Consider the following 20,893-nt stretch of genomic DNA (forward strand, 5'->3'; position numbering starts at 1 on the left):
CGTGCGGTCTTGTGTTTGTGGTGGCGGTGTGTTCTAATGGGTTGGTCCAACTTCAACCTTTAAGGAATTGACCTCCCTTATGAAGTATCTACATCGGCTTTTTAAGCCTCTCGCCGCGGTGGTTGCCAGCACCGCGCTCGTTGTAACGCTCAGTTCTTGCGCGAATACTACCCACGCGGCCGAAGATGGCATGGTGACCTATGCCGAGCCGAATATGTTCAATAACCTCTATCCACCGGCGGGCGGCTATTATCCCAACGGCGGCGTGCTCAATAACATCGCGGACCGCCTGCTCTGGCAGGACCCAGAAACCTTGGAGCTTCACCCATGGATTGCGGAGGACCTGCCTGACACTAATGCGGATGACACCGAATTTACGTTCCATATTCGTAAAGGCGTGACCTATTCCGATGGTTCCGTGCTGGATGCAGCAAACGTGAAAAAGAATTATGACCTGTATGCCAATGGTGATGATTCCCGCATGCTGACCCCGTCGGAGCAGCTTCCCAATTACGTGAAATCCGAGGTCATTGATGACTACACGGTGAAGTTTTACTTCAGCGAGCCGTCCCCAGGTTTCCCGCAATCCACGTCCGTAATGAACCAGGCCTTGTTGTCTAATGACACGTTGGACTTGGATGATACGGGCTTTTCACCTGGCCACGCTACCGATATTTCTGGTTCGGGGCCCTTTGTCATTGAGGAAGAGGATATGGGCACCAAGCTGGTGCTAAAGGCGCGCAAGGACTATGACTGGGCGCCGCCTGCCCGGAAAGACCACCAAGGCCCTGCAGAAATTGAGGGCATCAATGTGGTGTTAGCGGCAGAAGATTCCGTGCGCGTGGGGTCCCTCGTAGCTCGTCAATCCGATATCGCCCGCCAGATCGAAGCCCCCGATGAAAAGCACTTAAAAGATAAGAACCTTCAGGTCCTTGCTGCGCCAACCCGGGGTGTGAATAATAGCTACCACTTCCACTTCCGGCACCCGCTATTGGCAGATAAGCGCGTACGCCAAGCACTGATTCACGCCATCGACCGCGATAATATCCTGAGCACCTTGTATTCGGATTCTTATCCCAAGGGTTCATCTATCCTTGCTCGCACCGCCGTAGGCTTTAAGGATCAATCCGATAATTATGCCTTTGACCCGGATATATCCAGGCGATTACTCGATGAAGCCGGTTGGATTCCAGGCGAGGATGGCATCCGCGTGAAAGATGGGAAGCGCCTTTCTCTGACATTCAATGAGTCCGTCCCGCAGCCTCGTTCCCGCGAGATGTTTACCAAGGTCCAAGAGATGCTGAAAAACATCGGGGTTGAAGCCAACCTCTATCCGGGAGACCGGACTGCACAGGATAAAGCCATGAAGGACCAGGATTCCGTACAGGTCCGCCACTCCATGGTTGGGCGCGCCAACGTGGATACCTTGGCTACCTGGATCAACGGCAAGGGGCGCAATTCCTTCCTCAATTATGACGAAGGAACCGATTCCTTCGGTGACCCCAAGCTGCAGGACATGGTGGAGGAGCATTTCTCTTTAAAGAGCGAAAAAGAACGTCTCGAAATGAGCGGCCGGATGCAGGATTACCTTTCGGAGCAGGCCTATATTCTGCCGCTCTTTGAGGAACCACAAGTTTATGGCTTCCAGCCCTATGTGGAGGGCCTTACCACCGAAGCCATCGGGCGCCCTTCCTTTTATGCGGTGAAGATCAATGCGGAAGAAGGGCAGGAATAAGACATGAGTCCAACATCGATTGCGTTGCGAATAGGCCAAGCCGTTGTGGTCATCTGGGCCACGTTTACCGTGGCATTTATCCTGCTTACGGCGCTTCCCGGGGACGCCGTTGCCTCCCGGTACGACAACCCCAACTTGGGTCTTACGGCTGAGCAGCTCGCCACCATTCGAGAGGTTTACGGGGCCGATGAGCCGTTAGTTAACCGTTATATGAATGCTCTAGGCGGGTTTATCACCGGTGACTTCGGCTTTTCCGTGGCCACCGGTACACCCGTGGCAGACATGCTTGCTGATGCCCTGCCGTCTACCCTCGCCCTCGCGCTGCTTGCCTTCCTATTTGGGGTGGTTCTGGCCTTTGTCATCGCCATTGCCGCTACCTTTGGTCCGCTGGTGTGGTTGCGCGGTTTCTTTCGCGGCCTGCCTTCCGTATTGGTTTCGGCCCCAACGTTTTGGGTGGGCATCATCTTGATCCAAGTATTTTCCTTCGCGCTGGGGTGGGTTCCAGTCATCGGTGCTTCTACAGCGCAGGGACTTGTCTTACCGGTTATTACCTTGGGACTTTTCGTCTCCGCGCCGTTGGCCCAGGTGCTGATGCGCTCTATCGATGAGGTGATGGATATGCCATTTGTACAGGTAGTACGCGCAAAGGGGGCTAGCGAAGCCTGGCTGTTGTGGCGCAATGTCTTGCGCAACGCCATTCTGCCGGCACTTACCATGGCTGGTCTAACCTTCGGCGAGCTAGTGGGCGGGTCCGTGGTGACGGAGGCCGTCTTCGCGCGCCACGGTATCGGTGCACTGACCGTGGATGCCGTAGCAAATCGCGATACCTCGGTGCTACTCGCCATCGTGGTGCTGGCGGCTACCATATTTGTCCTCATCAACCTTGTGGTGGACTTGCTTTACCCAGTTCTCGACGTTCGCCTGCGTGACCGGGATAAGGGTAGTGCCACTTCCGTCGCAACGTCGCATGCCACTCACCACGTTGGGGTGCAACACGCAGCCCGTAAAGCGGATGAAAAGAAGGCTCAAGCATGAATCTGAAGACGAAGAAACTCCTGACTTCTCCCGGCTCCGTAATTTCCGTGGTGGTCTTAGCTTTCGCTGTTGTGTGCGCGCTATTTCCGCATCTTTTTGCCTCCCAGGATCCTAACCAGGGCGGCGATACACAGGCACTATTGGCTCCCAGCTCGCAACACTGGTTCGGTACCGATGCCGTAGGGCGCGATCTCTATACTCGCGTTATCTACGGCGCACGCCAATCCTTGCTCGGTGCCCTCATCGCGGTGCTCTTCGGTCTTACCGTAGGCACGGTGCTTGGCATTATTGCCGGCGTACAGAAAGGCTGGGTGGATGCGGTCATTATGCGCGTTGTGGATGTGCTCCTATCCATTCCGGGCCTGCTGCTATCGCTATCTGTCATCATTGTTTTGGGGCATGGCACCTTTAACGCCGCTATTGCTGTCGGTATTACTTCTGTTGCCACTTTTGCCCGCTTGGCCCGCTCGCAGGTATTAAGCGTTGCCGAATCGGACTTTGTGGAGGCGGCCTATGGCTCGGGTGGCACTCCTTTCCAAGTGCTTACTCGCCATATTTTGCCTAACTCCTTGACCGCAGTTTTTGCAGTCGCGGCATTGCAATTTGGCCTGGCCATTTTGCAGCTAGCAACCCTGGGATTTTTGGGTTATGGCACTCCGCCACCTACGCCGGAATGGGGGTTATTGATTTCGGAATCACGTGACTATATCGCCACCGCCGGCTGGCTAACCCTCGCCCCCGGCGCCGTCATCGTTGCCGTTGTACTTGCGGCTAATCACTTAAGCCAGACACTGCGAAAGGCTGCCTAATGTCTCTTCTAAGCGTAAAAGATCTGTCCATTACCTATCGCACAGACAATGGCGAGTTTCAGGCCGCCAGCGGCATTAACCTTGAGGTAAATGCCGGGGAAATGACCGCCATTGTCGGCGAATCTGGTTCCGGTAAGTCCACCTCCGCAATGGCAGCCATTGGTCTGTTGCCGGAAAATGCCTCCATCGTATCCGGTTCCATTTCTTTCGATGGCCGCGATGTCACGCAATATTCGCAGAAACAGTGGCGTGAATTGCGTGGTCGACGCATCGCTTTGATCCCGCAGGATCCCAATAATTCCCTGAACCCCCTAAAAACCATCGGTGCCGCGGTGGAAGAAGGAATGGCCGTGCGTTCGCAGGGTACTAAACACTCTCGCCGCCAGCGCGCGGTGGAGCTTTTGGACCGCGTCGGCATTGATGATCCTGAGCGGCGCTACGGCCAGTATCCCCATGAGCTTTCCGGTGGTATGAAACAGCGTGCGTTGATTGCCGCAGCCGTAGCATTGGAACCGGAACTTATCATTGCGGATGAGCCCACCTCGGCGCTCGATGTCACCGTGCAGAAGATCATTCTGGATTTGCTGGATGATATGCGCGATGAACTAACTATGGGCATATTGTTTATTACCCACGATCTTGCCGTGGCCGGGGATCGCGCTAATTCCATCGTGGTGATGGAAAAGGGCCATGTGCGCGAGTCTGGAGTGGCCGCCAATGTGTTAACCGCGCCCCAGCACGAGTACTCTAAGCGCCTGCTTGCCGATGCCCCCTCATTGTCCACTCCCACCCTCACTCGCCGCACCGCAACCGAAGGGGGCACGCCTTTATTGGAAGTGGAAGGGCTGAGCAAACGGTTCGGGGATTTTAATGCCGTGCGCGATATAAGTTTTACGGTTGCGCGAGGCACCACCCATGCCCTCGTAGGTGAGTCAGGTTCGGGTAAAACCACCACCGGCCGTGCTATCTCCCTTTTTTCTCGGCCCACCGAAGGAACCATTCGGCTCTCGGGTGAGGAATTGACCGGTGTGAAGGGAAAGCGCCTGCGGGAACTGCGGCAAAAGATTCAACTGGTGTACCAAAATCCTTTTAGTTCGCTCGATCCGCGCCTGAGTATTGGGGAAACGATCGCTGAGCCGGTCCGGAACTTTAAGCGTGCTTCGCGGCGCGATGCCAATAAAAAGGCACAGAAGTTCTTGGACTTGGTTGCTCTTGATTCAGCGATGGCAGGCCGCAAGCCGAAGGAGCTATCCGGCGGGCAGCGACAGCGCGTAGCTATCGCCCGTGCCATGATCGTCGAGCCGGAGCTGGTCGTGCTTGATGAAGCCGTCTCGGCGCTTGACGTTACAGTGCAAGCGCAGATCCTTCGCCTACTTGATGAGCTGCAAAAAGAACTAGGTCTAACGTATATCTTTATTTCGCACGATTTGGCCGTGGTCAATCAGATTTCGGATACGGTATCCGTGCTGTCACATGGGCAGCAGGTGGAATCGGGCCGAACCGCAGAGGTCTTTGCGCATCCGGAAACGGCCTATACCCGCGAACTTATTGCGGCCATTCCCGGCTCTCGCTACCGCGCGGGCGACCTAAACTTAGGGCTGTAGTCCAACTAGGCCCCTCCATTCGCATTAAACATAACGATAGAAAGGTGACACCGATGGTAGATATTATCAACGAACTCTCCGGTGCTTCTCAGGAGGTACAGCGCCTGCGCACAGCACGCCCGCAAGCCCAAGACAATGCCCAATTAAGCTTTAGTGCATTGCTCGAACCGGAAGACCCTGGCACCTTTTCTTATGCCGAACGCTACGCGATTGCTGCCTTTACCGCGGCCATCAATCATGCGCCCGCGGCGGAATTCTATTTCGACCTACTCAGCGATGAAGCAAGCGAGCCTCTTGTAGCCGCAATTCGCGCCGCGGCCCGACGCGGGGCATCGACGGGGCCGTACCAAGACGCGGATTTTCTCGTCTTCGGCGAAAATACGACTGGGGAAGCCCAAGACTCCGAAGGAGCATTAGGGAAGCGCTTATCCGCTGCATGTGAATGGGCGCATCTTTTGTCTTTCCACCCCAAGGACGCGTCCCCGCAGGCACTTGGTCATCTCGATGCCGCTGGGTGGTCTGCCACCGATATCGTGAGCCTTTCCCAGCTCGTTTCTTTCCTCGCCTTTCAACTCCGCGTGGCCCACGGGCTGAGCGTCCTGTCGGGTCGGGCTCCGACTGTCTCGGAAGCGCGCCGGGCTACCGGCGGAGTCCAACCTGATTGGGAAGCAACCGAGAATACCCTTCAGCCCGACGGGGTTATCCCAGACCACTTTGTTAATCACTCACTCGGTTGGCTGCCGTGGGTGGCGCCGCTTCCCAAAGAGGACTTCACCCCAGCGCATATGGATGCGCTCATTAAGCCCAAGCGCATTGATTCCGAGTACTTTCGCCTGCTCGCCCGAGATCCCGCCGCCCTGAAGGCGCGTACCCTGACGGACTTGGATATTTTCTACAACACCGAAGGCGGACTATCGCGCGCGGATAGGGAACTAGCCGCTACGGTTGTCTCGCGTTTCAATGGGTGCGTTTACTGCGCATCCGTGCACCAGGCGCGGTGCGTGAAAGAAGGCGGGGAGAGGGAAATAGTGGATCGTCTTCTTGCAGAGGGCATCACAGCGGATCTCGGTTCTCAAGAATGGGATCTTATTCGCCGCGCTGCTCTGGCGCTGACTTCATCGCCGATAAGCTTTGACGCTGAACTCTGCGCTGAGCTGCGCGATTTCGGATTCGATGATCAGTCCATCGTGGATATCATTTATGCATCCTCCTTTTTCAACTGGGCTAATCGCCTTATGCTCACCTTGGGCCAGGCCAATGTTCCGGAGCGTTTTCGGTAGGTAGAGGACACTGCGGTGTCGCGTCAGGGACACAGCATTTTGCCTATGATGGGGTGGCATGACTGATACCACGAATGTGCCAGAGAAAATTGCCGTCGTTACCGGTGCCACCGGTGGCATGGGGCGCGAGATTATCAAGGATCTCGCCCGCGACCACCACGTATATGCGCTGGGCCGCAGCGCTAATGAGCTGCCAGAGGCCGCGAATATCACGCCGGTTGCCAGCGACTTGGTCGCCGGATTGGATGAGGGCATGCAGCTGCCCGAGCTAGAGCGGGTCGATGTGCTCGTGCACGGCGCGGCGCGCGCGACGAAGTTCTCGGTGGAAGAGGCCACCCCGAAAGATTGGCGCGCCCACATGGACTTAAACGTCCACGCACCGGCGGAGGTCACCCGCGCGCTCTTGCCGCAGCTGCGCAAGGCAGAGGGCACCGTCGTCTTCATCAACTCGGGGGCGGGGCGCAAGAGCTACGGCGATAACGTGGTTTATGCCGCCACGAAGCACGCGATGTATGCGCTTGCCGATGCCCTGCGGATTTCCGAACCCGGCATCCGCGTCTCCACCGTGGCGCCAGGCCCCACCGATACCCCGATGTTGGAGGGCCTGCAGGACTACAACCCGAACGAGGTTATTGCGCCCGTTGAGGTGGCGCGCGCCATCCGCACTGTCGTGGAGGCAGGGCCCACCACCCAGCTCACGGAGATCCAGGTGCGCCCGCGCATCGAGCTGAACCTCCGCAAGAAATAGTCACCTAGTTGGCGTCGATCTCGCGGTTGTGCAGGGCGCGGGCCACGCGGTCGCGCTGCTCGGTAATCGCGCGGCGCAGGCCGCCCGCCAGATCCTTCTGCAGGAAGGCATCGGCGCGATCGAGGCCGTCTTGGGTGATATCCCAGGACGGGAATAGCCCGGTGACGGTGGTCAGGCCCACCTCGGAGGACTGGGAGTCCCAGATCTTTTCGGCCACCTCAAAGAATTCCGCGGTGGGCAAGAGATCGTCGGAGTGCGGGTAGTTTAGCCCTTCCAGCTTGGAAGTGAGCTCGCGGTTGGTGAGATCTCCGGCGACGATTTCTTCCCATACCGCGCGCTTATTATCCGCGGTGGCAATCGCGGCGCGGGCGCGCAGGGAAGAGTAGTGGCCGGTAGCGGAATTATCGCGCTTGAGCTGGGCGGCGATGGCGGCCTCGGCATCGGCAAGCGCGCCCGCGGCAGCAAGCGCTGCGACGGCGGACCAGCGCAGTCCGGCATCATCGGAATCCGCGAGGAGATCGTGCAAGTAGTCGCGGGCCGGCTGGTGCAGCGGAATCCTGGACAGCGCCTGCGTGCAGATGATGGAACGCTGTGCATCGGTGCTTCGGGCGCCATCGACAAGCGCCTGCGCCAAAACCGTGCTTTCTTTCGCCCACGCCGGATCGGCGTAGTTCTTCAGCGCGGTAGAAGCCTGCGAGACGATGCGCTCGAGGACGGCGAGCTCGGTTTCCGCCTTTATGCCGCGGGCCACCAAGCGAATAAAGTCGCGGGCGCGCATGGTGCCGGCGCGGGTCATTTCCCAGGCGGTGGACCAGCAGAGGGTGCGCGCCATGGGATCGTCGAATTTCTCGATATTATCCAGCAGGAATAGCAGCGAGCCTGCATCCAAATCGATGAGGCAGTAGGTCAGATCGTCATCATTGGGCAGGATGAAATCGATGTCGTTCAGGTTGCGGCCGACCAACTCTGGGATCTCGGTGGATTCGCCCTCCACGTCCATCTCGAGGCGCTCGGTGCGCACAACCTTGCCGTCCTGCGTGCTGTACAGGCCCACTGCAACGCGGTGGGTGCGCAGGGTATCGCCGCGCTGGGTGAGCTGCGCCTGGGTGATGGTGCCGTCATCATCGGCCGCCGTGGCAACCGCCAGGGTATTAATACCGGTGGTCTTCAGCCACTGCTGTGCCCAGAAGGAGAGATCGCGCCCGGATGCCTCCTCGAGGTGGCGGAGCAGATCATCGAAGGTGGCATTGCCCCACGCGTGGGCGGCGAAGTGGCGGCGCACGCCGGCGAGGAAGTTCTCGCGGCCGACATAAGCCTGCAGCTGCTTGAGTACCGAGGCGCCCTTGGCGTAGGTGATGCCGTCGAAGTTTTGCTCCACGGTTTCGATATCGCTGGCATCGGTGGAAATGGGGTGGGTGGTAGGCAGCTGATCCTGCTGGTAGGCCCAGGACTTTTCCACGTTGGCGAAGGTGACCCAGGCGGTATCGTATTCGGTTTCTTCCGCCTGCGAGATGGCCGCGGACCAGGTGGCAAAGGACTCGTTGAGCCACAGGTCATTCCACCACTGCATGGTCACGAGGTCCCCGAACCACATGTGGGCGAGCTCGTGCAGGATGGTATCGGCGCGGCGCTCGTACTTGTAGTGCGTGGCCTGCGAGGTAAAGACGTATTCATCGCGGAGGGTCACGCAACCGGCGTTTTCCATCGCACCGGCGTTGAACTCGGGGACGAAAATCTGGTCATACTTGCCAAAGGGATAGGGGAAGCCGAAGTTGCGGTGGTAGAAGTCGAAGCCCTGCTTGGTCTCAGTAAAGAGGCGCTCGACATCGAGGGAATCTGCTAGCGAGGCGCGGCAGTAAATACCAAGCGGGACCTCGAGCTGCTGGGCCGGCTTGCCCTCGGGGTGCTCGGTCAGCTCGCCGCGCCAGGTATCGGTGACCTCGTGGTAGGGGCCTGCGCACAAGGCAACCAGGTAGGTCGACAGCGGGTAGTCGATTTCGGAGTGGGTGGTATCGCCCTCGCGGGTGACCGGGGCATTGGTGATAATGGTCCACTCCTCCGGAGCCTTAAAGTGCAGGGAATAGGTGGCCTTCAGATCCGGTTGATCGAAGCAGGCAAAAACGCGCTTGGCATCGGCGGTTTCAAACTGGGTGTAGAGGTAGACCTCGTCATCGGCAGGGTCCACGAAGCGGTGTAGGCCCTCACCGGTGCGGGAGAAGGGGATCTCAGCGGTGACCTCGAGCGTGTAGTCCGCTACCTGCAGCCCGGAAAGGGGAATGCCGTAGGTGGGGTCATAGGACTGCGTGGGCAGCGGGTTTCCATTCAGGCGTACCTCGTGCAGCTTGTCCGCGCGCAGATCGATGAAGGTAGAACCGGCCTCCTGGGTGCTAAAGCGCACCGTGGTGGTGGACACGAAGTGGGTATCGGAATGCTTAAGGTCTAAAGTGACATCGTAATGGTCAACCTTGAGCATCTGGGAGCGATTTTTTGCTTCCTCCCACGTGAGGTTTACAGAGGTCATTGCCTAGATTCTCCTTTGCTAACGAAAATAGTGACGCATCAAGGTTAGCAGCGGGTTTACAGTGGTGGGGCAAACTGCACTTATTTCAAGGAGGAATAATGACTACCCCAGTTACGTTTTGGTTCGATGCTTCCTGCCCGTTCGCATGGGCAACGTCCCGCTGGATAAAAGAGGTAGAAAAGGTCCGCGATATTGCGGTGGAATTCGAGCCGATGTCCCTGTCGGTGCTTAATGATGGCCGCGATCTTGATCCCGAATACATGGAAATGATGGAGGCCAACTGGGGCCCTGCCCGCGTATTCGCCAAGGTAAAGACCGAGCAGCCAGAAAAGGTAGATGAGCTTTATACCGCCATGGGCACCCTGATTCATGCCAAGGGCAATGGCGGCAAGAAGGGTGATGGCGGCTATGACGAGATCATCGCCCAGGCATTAGAGCAGGTTGGCCTCCCCGCAGACTTTGCGGAGGTGGCCCACACCGAGGAATACGATGAGAAGCTGCGCGAGTACCACCACAACGGCATTTCTTCCGTGGGCGATGAGGTAGGAACCCCGGTTATTAAGCTGGGCGATACCGCCTTCTTTGGCCCGGTTATTACCCGCGTTCCTAAGGGCGAGGAAGCCGGTGAGCTTTTCGATGCCTCCGTGCGCTTAGCCCAGTTCCCTTACTTCTTCGAGCTCAAGCGCTCCCGCACGGAGATGCCGCAGGTAGAAGAGGACTAGTTATGAGCGCTGCTGGCCTTGCTTGCGGCGCACGGCGACGGCCAGGCAGCACACCGCGATGACCGGCGTGAGTAAAAATGCTGGCACCCCGGCGATATTGATAATGGGTAGGGCCGTTTGCGCTTGGAATTCTGACCAAGCGGCGGCCACCCACGTAGCCCATGAGGCCGCGGTGAGCAGGGATAAAATCCCAATCACCGCGGCCAAACCGCCGAGGCGATTTTTCTTTAGCACTCGCTGATTCAGCCACCACAGCCCCACAACAAGGTGGGCGACAGTAAACAGTACGGTATGAATAAGCGGCACGAGGTAGTTCTTATTGGTTAAGAAAATATTCGCCGCAAATAACAACACCGCGATAGCAAGGATGCTGCCGTAGAGTGCGAGGACGCGAGGGTTCATTTTTATCGCCTTTCTGTGCAGCACGTAATCTGCGCTTTAGCTTAACAGTGCTGGGCTATGGGCGAAATAGGTTGTGCAAAGTGGTGCCTAGAAGGCGACGGTGCCGGTACTGTAGGGGTTATGCGCGTATATCTTGGAGCTGACCACGCAGGTTTTGAGACTAAAAACCTGATTTCTGAACACCTCACCAAACAAGGCCATGACGTTATCGACTGCGGCGCTCATACCTATGACGCCGAGGATGACTACCCCGCATTCTGCATTGAAGCGGCCCTATGCACCGTCAACGATCCAGGTTCTCTGGGAATCGTGCTGGGCGGATCCGGAAATGGCGAGCAGATTGCCGCCAATAAGGTCAAGGGCGCGCGCTGCGCGCTGGCATGGTCGCCAGAAACCGCGCGCCTGGCCCGCGAGCACAATAATGCGCAGCTCATCGGCATCGGCGGGCGCATGCACTCGCAAGAAGAGGCCCTAGAAATCGTGGATGCCTTCTTGGATCAAGAATGGTCCCGCGCCGAGCGCCATCAGCGCCGCATCGATATCCTCGCAGAATACGAGCGCACCAATATCCCACCTGAGCTGCCTAAGGACCCGCGCTAAAGCCGCCAAGTTCCTTGCACAGACATAAATGAACGCCGCGGGCCATTTGGGCCACGCGGCGTTTTATGTGGTGATTATACCGAGCACATTATGCGTCGTTCATGTCATTGGGGTGGTGCCCACCGCGGCCGTCTTCGCCTTCCTCCAACGAGGTAATGGCAGCCATTTCCGCATCCGTGAGCTCGAAGCCGAAGACATCGAAGTTTTCTGCAATGCGCGATGGCGTCGAGGACTTGGGGAAGAGGATGACCCCATTTTGCAGGTGCCAGCGAATAATGGCTTGGGCTGGGGAAACACCGTGTGCCTCGGCTGCTTCAGTCACCTCTGGTGCCTCCAAGATATCGCTCTTGCCCTGACCCAGCGGGCCCCATGCCTCGATGGCGATGCCGTGGGCGCGTCCCGCATCCAGTTCGCGCCAGCGCTGCAGGTAAGGGTGCAGCTCCACTTGGTTAATCGCGGGGACGACGTCTGTGTGCACCTCCAGCTGATCTAAGTGCTCCGGCTCAAAGTTGGACACACCGATGGACTTTGCCTTGCCCTCTTTGCGCAGTTCAATGAGCTGCTTCCAAGCCTCCACGTAGGTGCCCTTGGCCGGGGTAGGCCAGTGGATGAGGTATAGGTCTACGTAGTCAAGGCCCAGCTTCTGCAGGGATTCATCCAGCGCTGCAGCGGCATCGGTGTGGCGGTCATTCCACAGCTTGGTGGTGATGAAGAGCTCCTCACGCGGGATGCCGGAGTTAGCAATGGCCTTGCCCACGCCTTCTTCATTGCCGTAAATAGCTGCGGTATCGATGTGGCGGTAGCCCACGCGTAGCGCCTCGGCTACGTATTCCTCGGTCTTTTCCGGGTCCATCTGGAATACACCAAAGCCCAGCTGGGGGATTGTATTTCCATCATTCAAAGTAATATTAGGTACGGTCATGCACACCAGATTACGCTTTTCTGGCCACCGCCCCAATGTGATGTATTCACGGCCGCGCTTAACGGGATATGGGCAGCGGGATGGAGGGGGCATCGGCAAGGAGGGGCCTAGCTGCAGATATGGAAAACCCACCATACGGTGGGTTAAAGCGAGGGAATGACGGGAATCGAACCCGCGTCTTCAGCTTGGAAGGCTGAGGTATTAGCCACTATACGACATTCCCACAGCGTTACCTCGAACGCTGTCGGCTACTTTAGCGCATGTGCGCCCCAAAACGAAAATAGGGAACACACGCAGTGGATAGGCCGTTAAAATAGATAGAACCAATTCCGGCAAAGAAAGCGATGATTGTTGTGGAACTCCTACTTCTTGTAGTCGTACTCGGTGGTGGCGCGTGGTATCTATCCTCGCGCAGCTCAAAAAAGAACCGGGAGGAGCGAGAGGCGCAGCAGTTAGCGGATGCCCAAGCGGATGCGCGTCGCTGGATTGAGCGTCTGGGCGGTCAGGTCATGCAAATCTCCGGCACGGATACCGCCTCGCAGCAGGCAATGGCGGACGCATCAGAGCGCTTTACCGCGGCTAATTCCGCTATTTCGCAGGCCACCACGGTCAAGCAAGCCAATTTGGCCCGCGAATCGGCGCTTGAGGGTATGCATTACGTCAATGCCGCTCGCGAGATTATGGACATGAACCCGGGCCCGGAATTGCCGCCGCTGGAGGGACAGCGCGCCGCCGGTAAGGTCACCGAGAAGCGCACGGTGGATGCGAATGGCGAGCAGCTGACTGCGTCCCCATACGCCTCCGAGGAAACTCCGAACTATTACCCAGGCGGAACCGTAGCCGGCCGCCCCGTTCCGGCCGGTTGGTACTCCCGCCCTTGGTGGGCGGATGCCCTGCAAACGGGCGTGTGGATGATGGGTTATTCCATGATGTTTAACGCCATGTTTGCTGGCATGTCCGGCGTGGGCTATTCCGCAGCCGCCGCAGAAAACGGCGACTGGGGCGGCGCCGAGGGTGGCGAAGGAATGGACGGAGCCGACGGCGGCGGAGATGCCGGAGACGCCGGGGATGCCGGCGATATGGGCGGCGGTGCCGGAGGGGGAGACGCAGGTGACGGTGGCGGCTTCTTCGACGGATTATCTGACGGTGATGGCGGCGGATTCTTTGACGGCATGTTTGATTTCGATTTCTAATCCAGCTTCCGGGAATTATGCCGCTAACCTGCGGCTACGCCCTTAACAGGGGGCTGATTTAGGAGATTTAAAACCAACACGCTAAACTGGCTCAGGTATGCAACGCAGCCAAGGCAACTTGGTGGCCTACATACGGGGCGTGGCGCAGTTTGGTAGCGCACCTGCTTTGGGAGCAGGGGGTCGCAGGTTCAAATCCTGTCGCCCCGACGTATGGGGGTCTGAAAATGCCCTAATAAGGTTTTTCAGACCCCCTTTAATTTTTATGTACGTAGAAAAACAATGAAGCCAGGGAGATTCACTCGTGAAGACCACCGTAGACAAGCTGAGCGATACCCGCGTTAAGCTCACCGTCAACGTTCCGTTTGCGGAGCTGGACCAGGAAATCGATCAAGCTTACGCGGCAATCGCGCAGCAGGTTTCTATTCCAGGTTTCCGTAAGGGCAAGGCTCCGCGCCAGCTGATCGACGCTCGCTTCGGCCGCGGCCCGATTCTGGAGCAAGTCGTCAACGACATGCTGCCTTCCCGCTACGAGCAGGCTGTTCAGTCGGAAGACCTGAAGGTCATCGGCCAGCCGGACGTGGACATTTCCAAGATTGAAGACAAGGACTTCGTCGAGTTTACCGCCGAGGTTGATGTTCGCCCTGAGTTCGAGGTTCCGGACTTCTCCGAAATCTCCGTCACCGTCCCCGCCATCAAGGCCGGCGAAGAAGACGTGGACAAGGCCCTCGAGGATCTTGCAGAGCGCTTCGGTGAGCTGAAGGACACCAAGCGCAAGATGAAGACTGGTGACTACGCCATCATCGACATCACCGCCGAGGTAGACGGTGAGAAGATCGAGGATGCTTCCACCGAAGGCCTGTCCTACTCCATCGGTGACGACAACCTCATCAAGGGTCTGGACACAGCACTGCGCGGCATGAAGACCGGTGAGGATAACGAGTTCACCTCCACCATTCAGTCCGGTGAGCACAAGGACGAAGAAGCTACCTTCAAGGTCCACGTGCAGCAGACCAAGGAGCGCAAGCTGCCGGACATGGACGATGAGTTCGCCCAGATGGCCTCCGAGTACGACACGATCGAGGAGCTGCGCGAAGCTACCAAGACCGAGGTCGAGGAGTCCAAGAAAGCTGAGCAGGCCGGCCAGATCCGCGATGAGGTTCTGAAGGCTGCGCTTGCCGATGTCGACTTTGAACTGCCTCAGTCCGTCGTCGACGAGCAGGCTCACGCCCAGCTGCACCAGATCTTGGGCCAGCTGGCACACGATGAGAAGGCACTGGCACAGCTGCTCGAGGCACAGGGCACCTCCCGCGAAGAGTTTGATAAGCAGACCCGCGAGCAGGCTGAAGAGTCCGTGCGCACGCAGATCTTCTTGGATGCCGTGGCAGAAAAGGAAGAGCCGGAAGTTTCCCAGCAGGAGCTCTCGGATCACATTCTGTTCACCGCTCAGTCCTATGGCATGGACCCGAACCAGTTCATCCAGCAGCTGCAGTCCAACGGCCAGATTGCCAACCTGTTCTCTGACGTTCGCCGTGGCAAGGCACTGGCTGCCGCCATTTGCCGTACCACCGTCAAGGACGAAGAGGGCAACGACGTTGACGTTGAGCAGTACTTCGGTGAAGCAGATGAAGACGAAAACGAAGCTACCGACGCGGAGTAAATCCTCTTCTTAAAGCCCAGCTTGACTCCTCGCATACACGAGGAAGTCTGGCTGGGCTTTTCTCATCGCCGGGTCGAAAACGCAGACAAAGTTCGGTGCAAACGCTGATAGCGAACAGACCCCACAATTATCGCCACATTAAGTAATGTGGTGGCATTAGAGATTAACCGTCCTCAAGGAGACTTTTCGAATGTCTAAGAAATCTGACCAGCTTCAGATGACCACCCCAGCAGGCTCCGGCCTGAACTTGGGTGACAGCGTCTACGAGCGCCTGTTGCACGAGCGCATTATCTTTTTGGGCACCCAGGTAGACGATGAAATTGCCAATAAGTTGTGCGCACAGATCCTGCTGCTTTCCGCAGAGGATCCCACGCGCGATATTTCGCTCTACATCAACTCCCCGGGTGGCTCCGTGACCGCGGGCATGGCAATTTATGACACGATGAAGTACTCGCCCTGCGATATTTCCACCTATGGCATGGGCTTGGCTGCTTCCATGGGCCAGTTCCTGCTCTCCGGTGGTACGAAGGGCAAGCGCTATGCGCTGCCGCACGCTCGCATCATGATGCACCAGCCTTCCGCTGGTGTGGGCGGTACCGCTGCAGACATCGCCATCCAGGCGGAGCAATTCGCCCAGACTAAGCGCGAGATGGCCGAGCTTATTGCAGAGCACACCGGCCAAACCTTCGAGCAGATCACCAAGGACTCTGACCGCGACCGCTGGATGACGGCGCAGCAAGCCAAGGACTACGGCATTGTTGACCACGTTATCGAGTCCGTGAACGGCCCACTGAGCAACTAGGGAATAAGGAGAAAATCACTATGAACAAGTCGCAGATGCCAAGTTCCCGTTACGTACTGCCTTCCTTTATTGAGCAGTCCGCTCAGGGGACGAAGGAAACCAACCCGTACTCCAAGCTCTTTGAGGAGCGCATCATCTTCTTGGGCACCCAGGTCGATGACACCTCTGCCAATGACATCATGGCCCAGCTGCTGGTTCTTGAGAGCCAGGACCCGGACCGTGACATCACCATGTACATCAATTCGCCGGGTGGTTCCTTTACTGCCTTGATGGCCATTTATGACACCATGCGCTACGTGCGCCCTGATGTGCAGACCGTGTGCTTAGGCCAGGCAGCTTCCGCTGCCGCAGTGCTGTTGGCCGCTGGTGCTCCGGGCAAGCGTGCGGCGCTGCCGAACTCCCGCGTATTGATCCACCAGCCTGCAACCCAGGGAACCCAGGGGCAGGTATCGGACTTGGAGATCCAGGCCGCAGAGATCGAGCGTATGCGCACCTTGATGGAAAACACCTTGGCGGAGCACACCGGCCGTACGCCTGAGCAAATCCGCATCGACACCGACCGCGATAAGATCTTGACCGCGGAAGATGCCGTGGAATACGGTATCATCGATACCGTCTTTGAGTACCGCAAGCTCAATTCTTAATTCGGTCCTGATGGACTAAATCCATCAGAGGAAGCCCTGCGAGGCAGCTTCGAGAGGAGCCTTCGCAGGGCTTTTATTATTCGCATATCAGTGGCTCGGTATATGCTTATGAGCGGTGTGACGGAGAGGGTAGTGGCGCGTGGGCATGTACCCCAAACGGGGTGAATCTTTCAGAGAAATATCTGCAGGTCGTTAGGCAGATTTATTTGTGCGATGTTTCACGTATAATGCCCGATTTGTGAATTAGGCCTCTGAGTGGTCGTATTATGCTATGACAAATATGGAACCAGAGGCGGAGGATCGGACCTCCGCACCCACTGCTTCGAGTGGGGAGCGCACATTTTTTGGTCACCCGTGGGGACTGGCTAACCTGTTCGGCGTGGAGATGTGGGAGCGCTTCAGCTTCTACGGCATGCAGTCCATTGTGCTGCTGTACATGTACTACGCCACCACCGATGGCGGCCTAGGCCTCGACCGTGCCGATGCGACGTCAATCGTTGGCGCGTACGGCGGTTTGGTGTACATGGCATGCCTGTTGGCATCGTTGGTAGCTGACCGCATCCTCGGTGCGGAGCGCACCCTGTTCTACTCCGCAATCATGGTGATGGCTGGGCACCTCGTCTTGGCCTTCGTTCCTGCCGTGACCGGCCTGGCTATCGGCCTGATCCTCATCGCCGTTGGTTCCGGTGGTGTAAAGACCACCGCCTCGGTGGTGCTTGGCTCGCTGTATAGTCGTGACGATCCTCGCCGTGACGGCGGCTTTTCTGTCTTTTATATGGGCGTTAATATTGGTGCCCTTTTCGGACCGCTTCTTACCACCGCAATGTGGGGCTGGAAGGGCTTCCACTGGGGCTTCGGCATCGCTGCCGTCGGTATGGCCCTCGGCCTTATCCAGTACACCATCATGCGTAAGACCACCATTAAAGATGCCGGCCACAATATTCCGAATCCGGCGGACTCCAAGCAGCGCTTGATGGGCCTTGGTGCGATTGTCGTCGTCATCCTCGTAATGGTCATCGGCCTGGGTACTGGGATCATCAAGGTGGAGTGGCTGTCCAATATCGTCACCGCCGTTGCCCTGATCGCCGCCGTGTACTTCTGGATTCAGATGTACACCTCTGATTTGGTAAGCCGGAAAGAAAAGAACCGCCTCTTGGGCTTTATTCCGATGTTCATTTCCGGTGTACTGTTCTTCGGTATCTTCCAGCAGCAATTTACCGTGATGACCATTTATGCCGATGTGCGCCTGGACCGCCACATCTTTGGTATCGAGATTCCGCCGTCATTGGTGCAGTCCATTAACCCGATCTTCATCGTTATCTTCTCTGCAATCTTCGCAGCTATGTGGACGAAGCTCGGTGACCGTCAGTGGTCCACGCCGGTGAAGTTCGGCGTGGCCAATATCATCATCGGTGTCTCGCTGTTCTTCTTCCTGCCGTTCTCCGGCTCGGGCGCGAACTCCACGCCAATGTATGTCATTATCTGGATCCTCTTCCTGTTCACCATGGGTGAGCTGATGCTGTCTCCGGTGGGCAACTCTCTTGCCACCAAGGTGGCACCAGAGGCGTTCCCATCGCGCATGATGGCCGTGTGGATGATGGCTGTGGCCATGGGTACCGCGCTTGCCGGTTCGCTGGCTAGCTTCTACAACCCAGAGGATGCGGCTGCGGAAAACACCTTCTTTATTTCCTTGGGTGTCGGCTCCATCGCTTTGGGCATCGTCTTGCTCGTGCTGAGCCGCTGGGTGGTCAAGAAGTTTGCTACCTTCCGCTAAAAAGGGGAGTTAAAACCCTTTATTTCGAGAGGTGCGTTGGCGTGAAGCCGGCGCACCTCTCTTAGTGTTTTCCGCCACGGTATTAAAGGCTGAAAATAGATTAGGTTTCTTAAAAAATACTGGTAAACCGCAGATTTTCGACAAGTAGCTGACATGAGGGCATGGGCGGAAGGTTAACACTAGGCAAAGTGTAGTTTACTTCTAAGAAACGCTATTGGCTTAGCTTATTATTGCGGAGTACGCTGCACTTCGTACGCGACGCGTGACGGCGCCGCAATTACACTTTCTTCTCATTTGTTAATTGCTTACAAGGGGCCAATGCTGTGACAGCGACTCTGATTATCTTGGGCATTGTGGTGGTTACCGCCTTAGCCTTCGACTTCACCAATGGTTTCCACGACACTGCCAATGCGATGGCAACCTCCATTGCTACGGGCGCGCTGAAGCCATTTACTGCGGTAGCGATTTCTGCCGCACTTAACCTCATTGGCGCATTCTTGTCCGTGAATGTCGCGGCAACGGTGGCTAAGGGCATCGTCAACCTCGATTCCTATGACCTTTCGGGTGCAGCCGCTGACTCAGACGGCCAGGCCCTGTTGATGGTGGTCTTTACCGGCCTTATCGGCGGTATTCTGTGGAACCTTTTCACCTGGTTGCTCGGACTGCCGTCTAGCTCTTCCCACGCCCTTTTTGGCGGCCTTATCGGTGCAGCCTTCGCTGCCGTGGGTACTGGGGGAGTGGAGTGGACCTCCATTATGGCCAAGATCATTATCCCGGCGGTGGCGTCCCCGATTATCGCCGCGCTGGTGTCCGCCTGCGCCACCTTCCTCGTTTATTGGGTGACCAACACCATTCCGAATAAGGAAAAGAACGAGCACTTCCGTCACGGCCAGATTGTTACCGCCTGCTTGGTATCGCTGGCCCACGGTGCCGGTGACGCTCAGAAGACCATGGGCGTTATCTTCCTCGCCCTCGTGGCTTCGGGTCATGCGGTTGCTGATGCCCGCATTCCCACCTGGGTCATTATCTCCTGTGCGGTTGCCATTGCGGCCGGTACCTTGTCCGGTGGCTGGCGTGTTATTCGCACCCTGGGCAAGGGCTTGGTTGAGATCGAATCCCCACAGGGTATGGCAGCCGAGGCTACGTCCGCGGCCATCATCTTGACCTCCGCATCTGGTGGTATGGCACTGTCTACGACTCACGTGTCCACCGGTTCCATCCTTGGTACTGGTTTGGGTCGCCGCGGCGCGGACGTGCGCTGGGGTGTGGCGATGCGCATGGTGGCCGCCTGGCTCATTACGCTGCCCTGTGCTGCCTTCGTTGGCTTCGCTTCGTGGTGGCTGGCGCACGGCGTCTCCTCTGCCACGACGATGGCTACCGGTGCCATCGTGGACTTCGTTCTGCTCTTGGCTATGACGGCGCTCATCGTCATCCGCTCCCGTATGAACCCAGTCGATGCCTCCAACGTCAATAATGATTGGGACGAAAACGCTGAGTCCGTGGATTCGTCCTTGGAGCCGCGCGTTGGCGCGAAAGAGACTGTCGCGGCCGCAGGCGGCATGACCCCAGTATCGGCGGTTAATGGGGACAATAACTCCACCTCATCTAATCCACACGAGGAGCGCTAGATCATGACTATTGCAGAAATCTTCGAATCTATACTCCGCGTCGCTGGCCTAGCCCTCGTCTTCGGCGCTGGTATTCCCTTGCTCTTCGCCTTGGGTATGCGTTCCATGACGGGGGATCCCATTCGGGACGATAACGGCGTGGTGGTAGGAGATACTCCCGCTAGCCGGCAAATGAAGGTGCTGGGGTGGACCGTCTATGCCGTATTGGGTGCCGTCATCGTGGTGGCAATCGCGTGGATCGCGCGCGATTCCCTGGATCATTACTTTGGCTTCGCACCATTTGGGGACCTTTAAGAGTAGCCCGCGGGCCGGGCGAGCCCGAGATTATATAATATGCCTCACAGCCACTTAAAGTTAACAAAAGGTTAACTTTAAGTGGCCTAAGTGTTGCTTAGTGGGTAAGTACCAAGTATATTTATACCTATCAACAGAGCAACTTTGAGAGGTGAGAGAGATGAACACGATGCGGACCTTCTTTGGTGGCATTAGCGATATGTTCAAGGACTCCACCACGGGTACGGGTTTGGATACCGTGTCTCAGACACCGGTTTCTGCCCGCGTAGCGGAAAATCTCGTTGACGCGGGACTTACTCCCGCGACGACCAAGGACGTCGCTGAGTCCTTCGCATTCGTTGTTGGCCACGCGCCAGATGAGCTGGACATGCTCGATGTCGAGGCATTCTTGCTCGACTTTGACTGGCTGCAATAAGAGCCGTACTAAATAACCCCGCCACGCACTGTTGAACTGCTCCCCATTAGTTGGACTGAGAAATCAGTTACCGACTAGTAGGGAGTAGTTTTCTTTGAGAGCACGAAG

19 protein-coding genes and 2 tRNA genes are annotated in these 20,893 nt (G+C 57.3%); 17 read left to right on the plus strand and 4 right to left on the minus strand.

Annotated elements, in window-relative coordinates:
- Positions 1–79: 79 nt before the first annotated feature.
- The 6 genes from ABRP98_RS07795 to ABRP98_RS07820 are packed head-to-tail and all read left to right on the plus strand — an operon-like array spanning position 80 to position 7,211.
- Complete coding sequence (locus ABRP98_RS07795; protein WP_349858487.1) at positions 80–1,735, plus strand: TIGR04028 family ABC transporter substrate-binding protein; 1,656 nt, start codon at positions 80–82, stop codon at positions 1,733–1,735.
- A 3-nt stretch (positions 1,736–1,738) separates the two neighbouring features.
- Positions 1,739–2,770 (plus strand): ABC transporter permease, encoded by a 1,032-nt coding sequence (locus ABRP98_RS07800; protein WP_349858488.1) that lies wholly within the window; start codon positions 1,739–1,741, stop codon positions 2,768–2,770.
- A complete protein-coding gene (locus tag ABRP98_RS07805) occupies positions 2,767–3,579 on the plus strand; it encodes an ABC transporter permease (protein WP_284852546.1) in 813 nt (270 codons plus the stop codon). The genes ABRP98_RS07800 and ABRP98_RS07805 overlap by 4 nt, the downstream gene beginning before the upstream one ends.
- Entirely contained in the window at positions 3,579–5,183 is a 1,605-nt protein-coding gene (locus tag ABRP98_RS07810; RefSeq protein ID WP_349858491.1) for a dipeptide ABC transporter ATP-binding protein, read from the plus strand. The genes ABRP98_RS07805 and ABRP98_RS07810 overlap by 1 nt, the downstream gene beginning before the upstream one ends.
- A 53-nt stretch (positions 5,184–5,236) precedes the next feature.
- Positions 5,237–6,463, plus strand: coding sequence for an alkylhydroperoxidase domain protein (locus ABRP98_RS07815; RefSeq protein ID WP_349858494.1), 1,227 nt, complete (start codon positions 5,237–5,239; stop codon positions 6,461–6,463).
- A 58-nt stretch (positions 6,464–6,521) separates the two neighbouring features.
- A complete protein-coding gene (locus ABRP98_RS07820) occupies positions 6,522–7,211 on the plus strand; it encodes an SDR family oxidoreductase (protein WP_349858496.1) in 690 nt (229 codons plus the stop codon).
- 4 nt (positions 7,212–7,215) lie between these two features.
- Here the strand turns inward: ABRP98_RS07820 and pepN are convergent, their stop codons facing one another.
- Positions 7,216–9,732 (minus strand): aminopeptidase N, encoded by a 2,517-nt coding sequence (gene pepN, locus ABRP98_RS07825; RefSeq protein WP_349858498.1) that lies wholly within the window; start codon positions 9,730–9,732, stop codon positions 7,216–7,218.
- Between the two features lie 98 nt (positions 9,733–9,830).
- Here pepN and ABRP98_RS07830 point away from each other — a divergent pair, with 98 nt between their 5' ends.
- A complete protein-coding gene (locus ABRP98_RS07830; protein WP_349858500.1) occupies positions 9,831–10,454 on the plus strand; it encodes a mycothiol-dependent nitroreductase Rv2466c family protein in 624 nt (207 codons plus the stop codon).
- Here the strand turns inward: ABRP98_RS07830 and ABRP98_RS07835 are convergent, their stop codons facing one another.
- Positions 10,455–10,856, minus strand: coding sequence for a hypothetical protein (locus tag ABRP98_RS07835; protein WP_349858503.1), 402 nt, complete (start codon positions 10,854–10,856; stop codon positions 10,455–10,457). It abuts the gene before it with no gap.
- A gap of 120 nt (positions 10,857–10,976) precedes the next feature.
- Between ABRP98_RS07835 and ABRP98_RS07840 the strand changes: the two genes are divergently transcribed.
- On the plus strand, positions 10,977–11,456 hold the full coding sequence (locus ABRP98_RS07840; protein WP_005277878.1) for a ribose-5-phosphate isomerase: 480 nt from the start codon (positions 10,977–10,979) through the stop codon (positions 11,454–11,456).
- An 88-nt stretch (positions 11,457–11,544) separates the two neighbouring features.
- Here ABRP98_RS07840 and ABRP98_RS07845 read toward each other — a convergent pair whose 3' ends face one another.
- The gene (locus ABRP98_RS07845) at positions 11,545–12,378 is read right to left on the minus strand and encodes an aldo/keto reductase (RefSeq protein WP_175279186.1); all 834 of its coding nucleotides are present in this window, start codon (positions 12,376–12,378) and stop codon (positions 11,545–11,547) included.
- Positions 12,379–12,529: 151 nt separating this feature from the next.
- Positions 12,530–12,601, minus strand: a tRNA-Gly gene (locus ABRP98_RS07850).
- Positions 12,602–12,722: 121 nt separating this feature from the next.
- Between ABRP98_RS07850 and ABRP98_RS07855 the strand changes: the two genes are divergently transcribed.
- The 9 genes from ABRP98_RS07855 to ABRP98_RS07895 all read left to right on the plus strand — a co-directional run bounded on the left by ABRP98_RS07855 (position 12,723) and on the right by ABRP98_RS07895 (position 20,785).
- A complete protein-coding gene (locus tag ABRP98_RS07855) occupies positions 12,723–13,571 on the plus strand; it encodes a DUF1542 domain-containing protein (RefSeq protein WP_349858506.1) in 849 nt (282 codons plus the stop codon).
- Positions 13,572–13,704: 133 nt separating this feature from the next.
- Positions 13,705–13,778: transfer RNA gene (locus tag ABRP98_RS07860), tRNA-Pro, on the plus strand.
- A 94-nt stretch (positions 13,779–13,872) separates the two neighbouring features.
- Positions 13,873–15,228 (plus strand): trigger factor, encoded by a 1,356-nt coding sequence (gene tig / locus ABRP98_RS07865; RefSeq protein WP_349858509.1) that lies wholly within the window; start codon positions 13,873–13,875, stop codon positions 15,226–15,228.
- Between the two features lie 190 nt (positions 15,229–15,418).
- Positions 15,419–16,030, plus strand: a complete 612-nt coding sequence (locus ABRP98_RS07870; protein ID WP_023023580.1) for an ATP-dependent Clp protease proteolytic subunit — start codon at positions 15,419–15,421, stop codon at positions 16,028–16,030.
- Between the two features lie 20 nt (positions 16,031–16,050).
- On the plus strand, positions 16,051–16,674 hold the full coding sequence (locus ABRP98_RS07875) for an ATP-dependent Clp protease proteolytic subunit (protein ID WP_349858512.1): 624 nt from the start codon (positions 16,051–16,053) through the stop codon (positions 16,672–16,674).
- 271 nt (positions 16,675–16,945) lie between these two features.
- Positions 16,946–18,448 (plus strand): peptide MFS transporter, encoded by a 1,503-nt coding sequence (locus ABRP98_RS07880; protein ID WP_284853605.1) that lies wholly within the window; start codon positions 16,946–16,948, stop codon positions 18,446–18,448.
- A 323-nt stretch (positions 18,449–18,771) separates the two neighbouring features.
- Positions 18,772–20,076, plus strand: coding sequence for an inorganic phosphate transporter (locus tag ABRP98_RS07885; protein ID WP_349858514.1), 1,305 nt, complete (start codon positions 18,772–18,774; stop codon positions 20,074–20,076).
- Positions 20,077–20,079: 3 nt separating this feature from the next.
- A complete protein-coding gene (locus ABRP98_RS07890; RefSeq protein ID WP_284785765.1) occupies positions 20,080–20,370 on the plus strand; it encodes a hypothetical protein in 291 nt (96 codons plus the stop codon).
- Between the two features lie 160 nt (positions 20,371–20,530).
- A complete protein-coding gene (locus ABRP98_RS07895; RefSeq protein ID WP_284770209.1) occupies positions 20,531–20,785 on the plus strand; it encodes a hypothetical protein in 255 nt (84 codons plus the stop codon).
- Positions 20,786–20,893 lie beyond the last annotated feature (108 nt).

This window comes from Corynebacterium sp. KPL2838, assembly GCF_040225455.1.
GTDB classification, from domain to species: Bacteria; Actinomycetota; Actinomycetes; order Mycobacteriales; family Mycobacteriaceae; genus Corynebacterium; species Corynebacterium rhinophilum.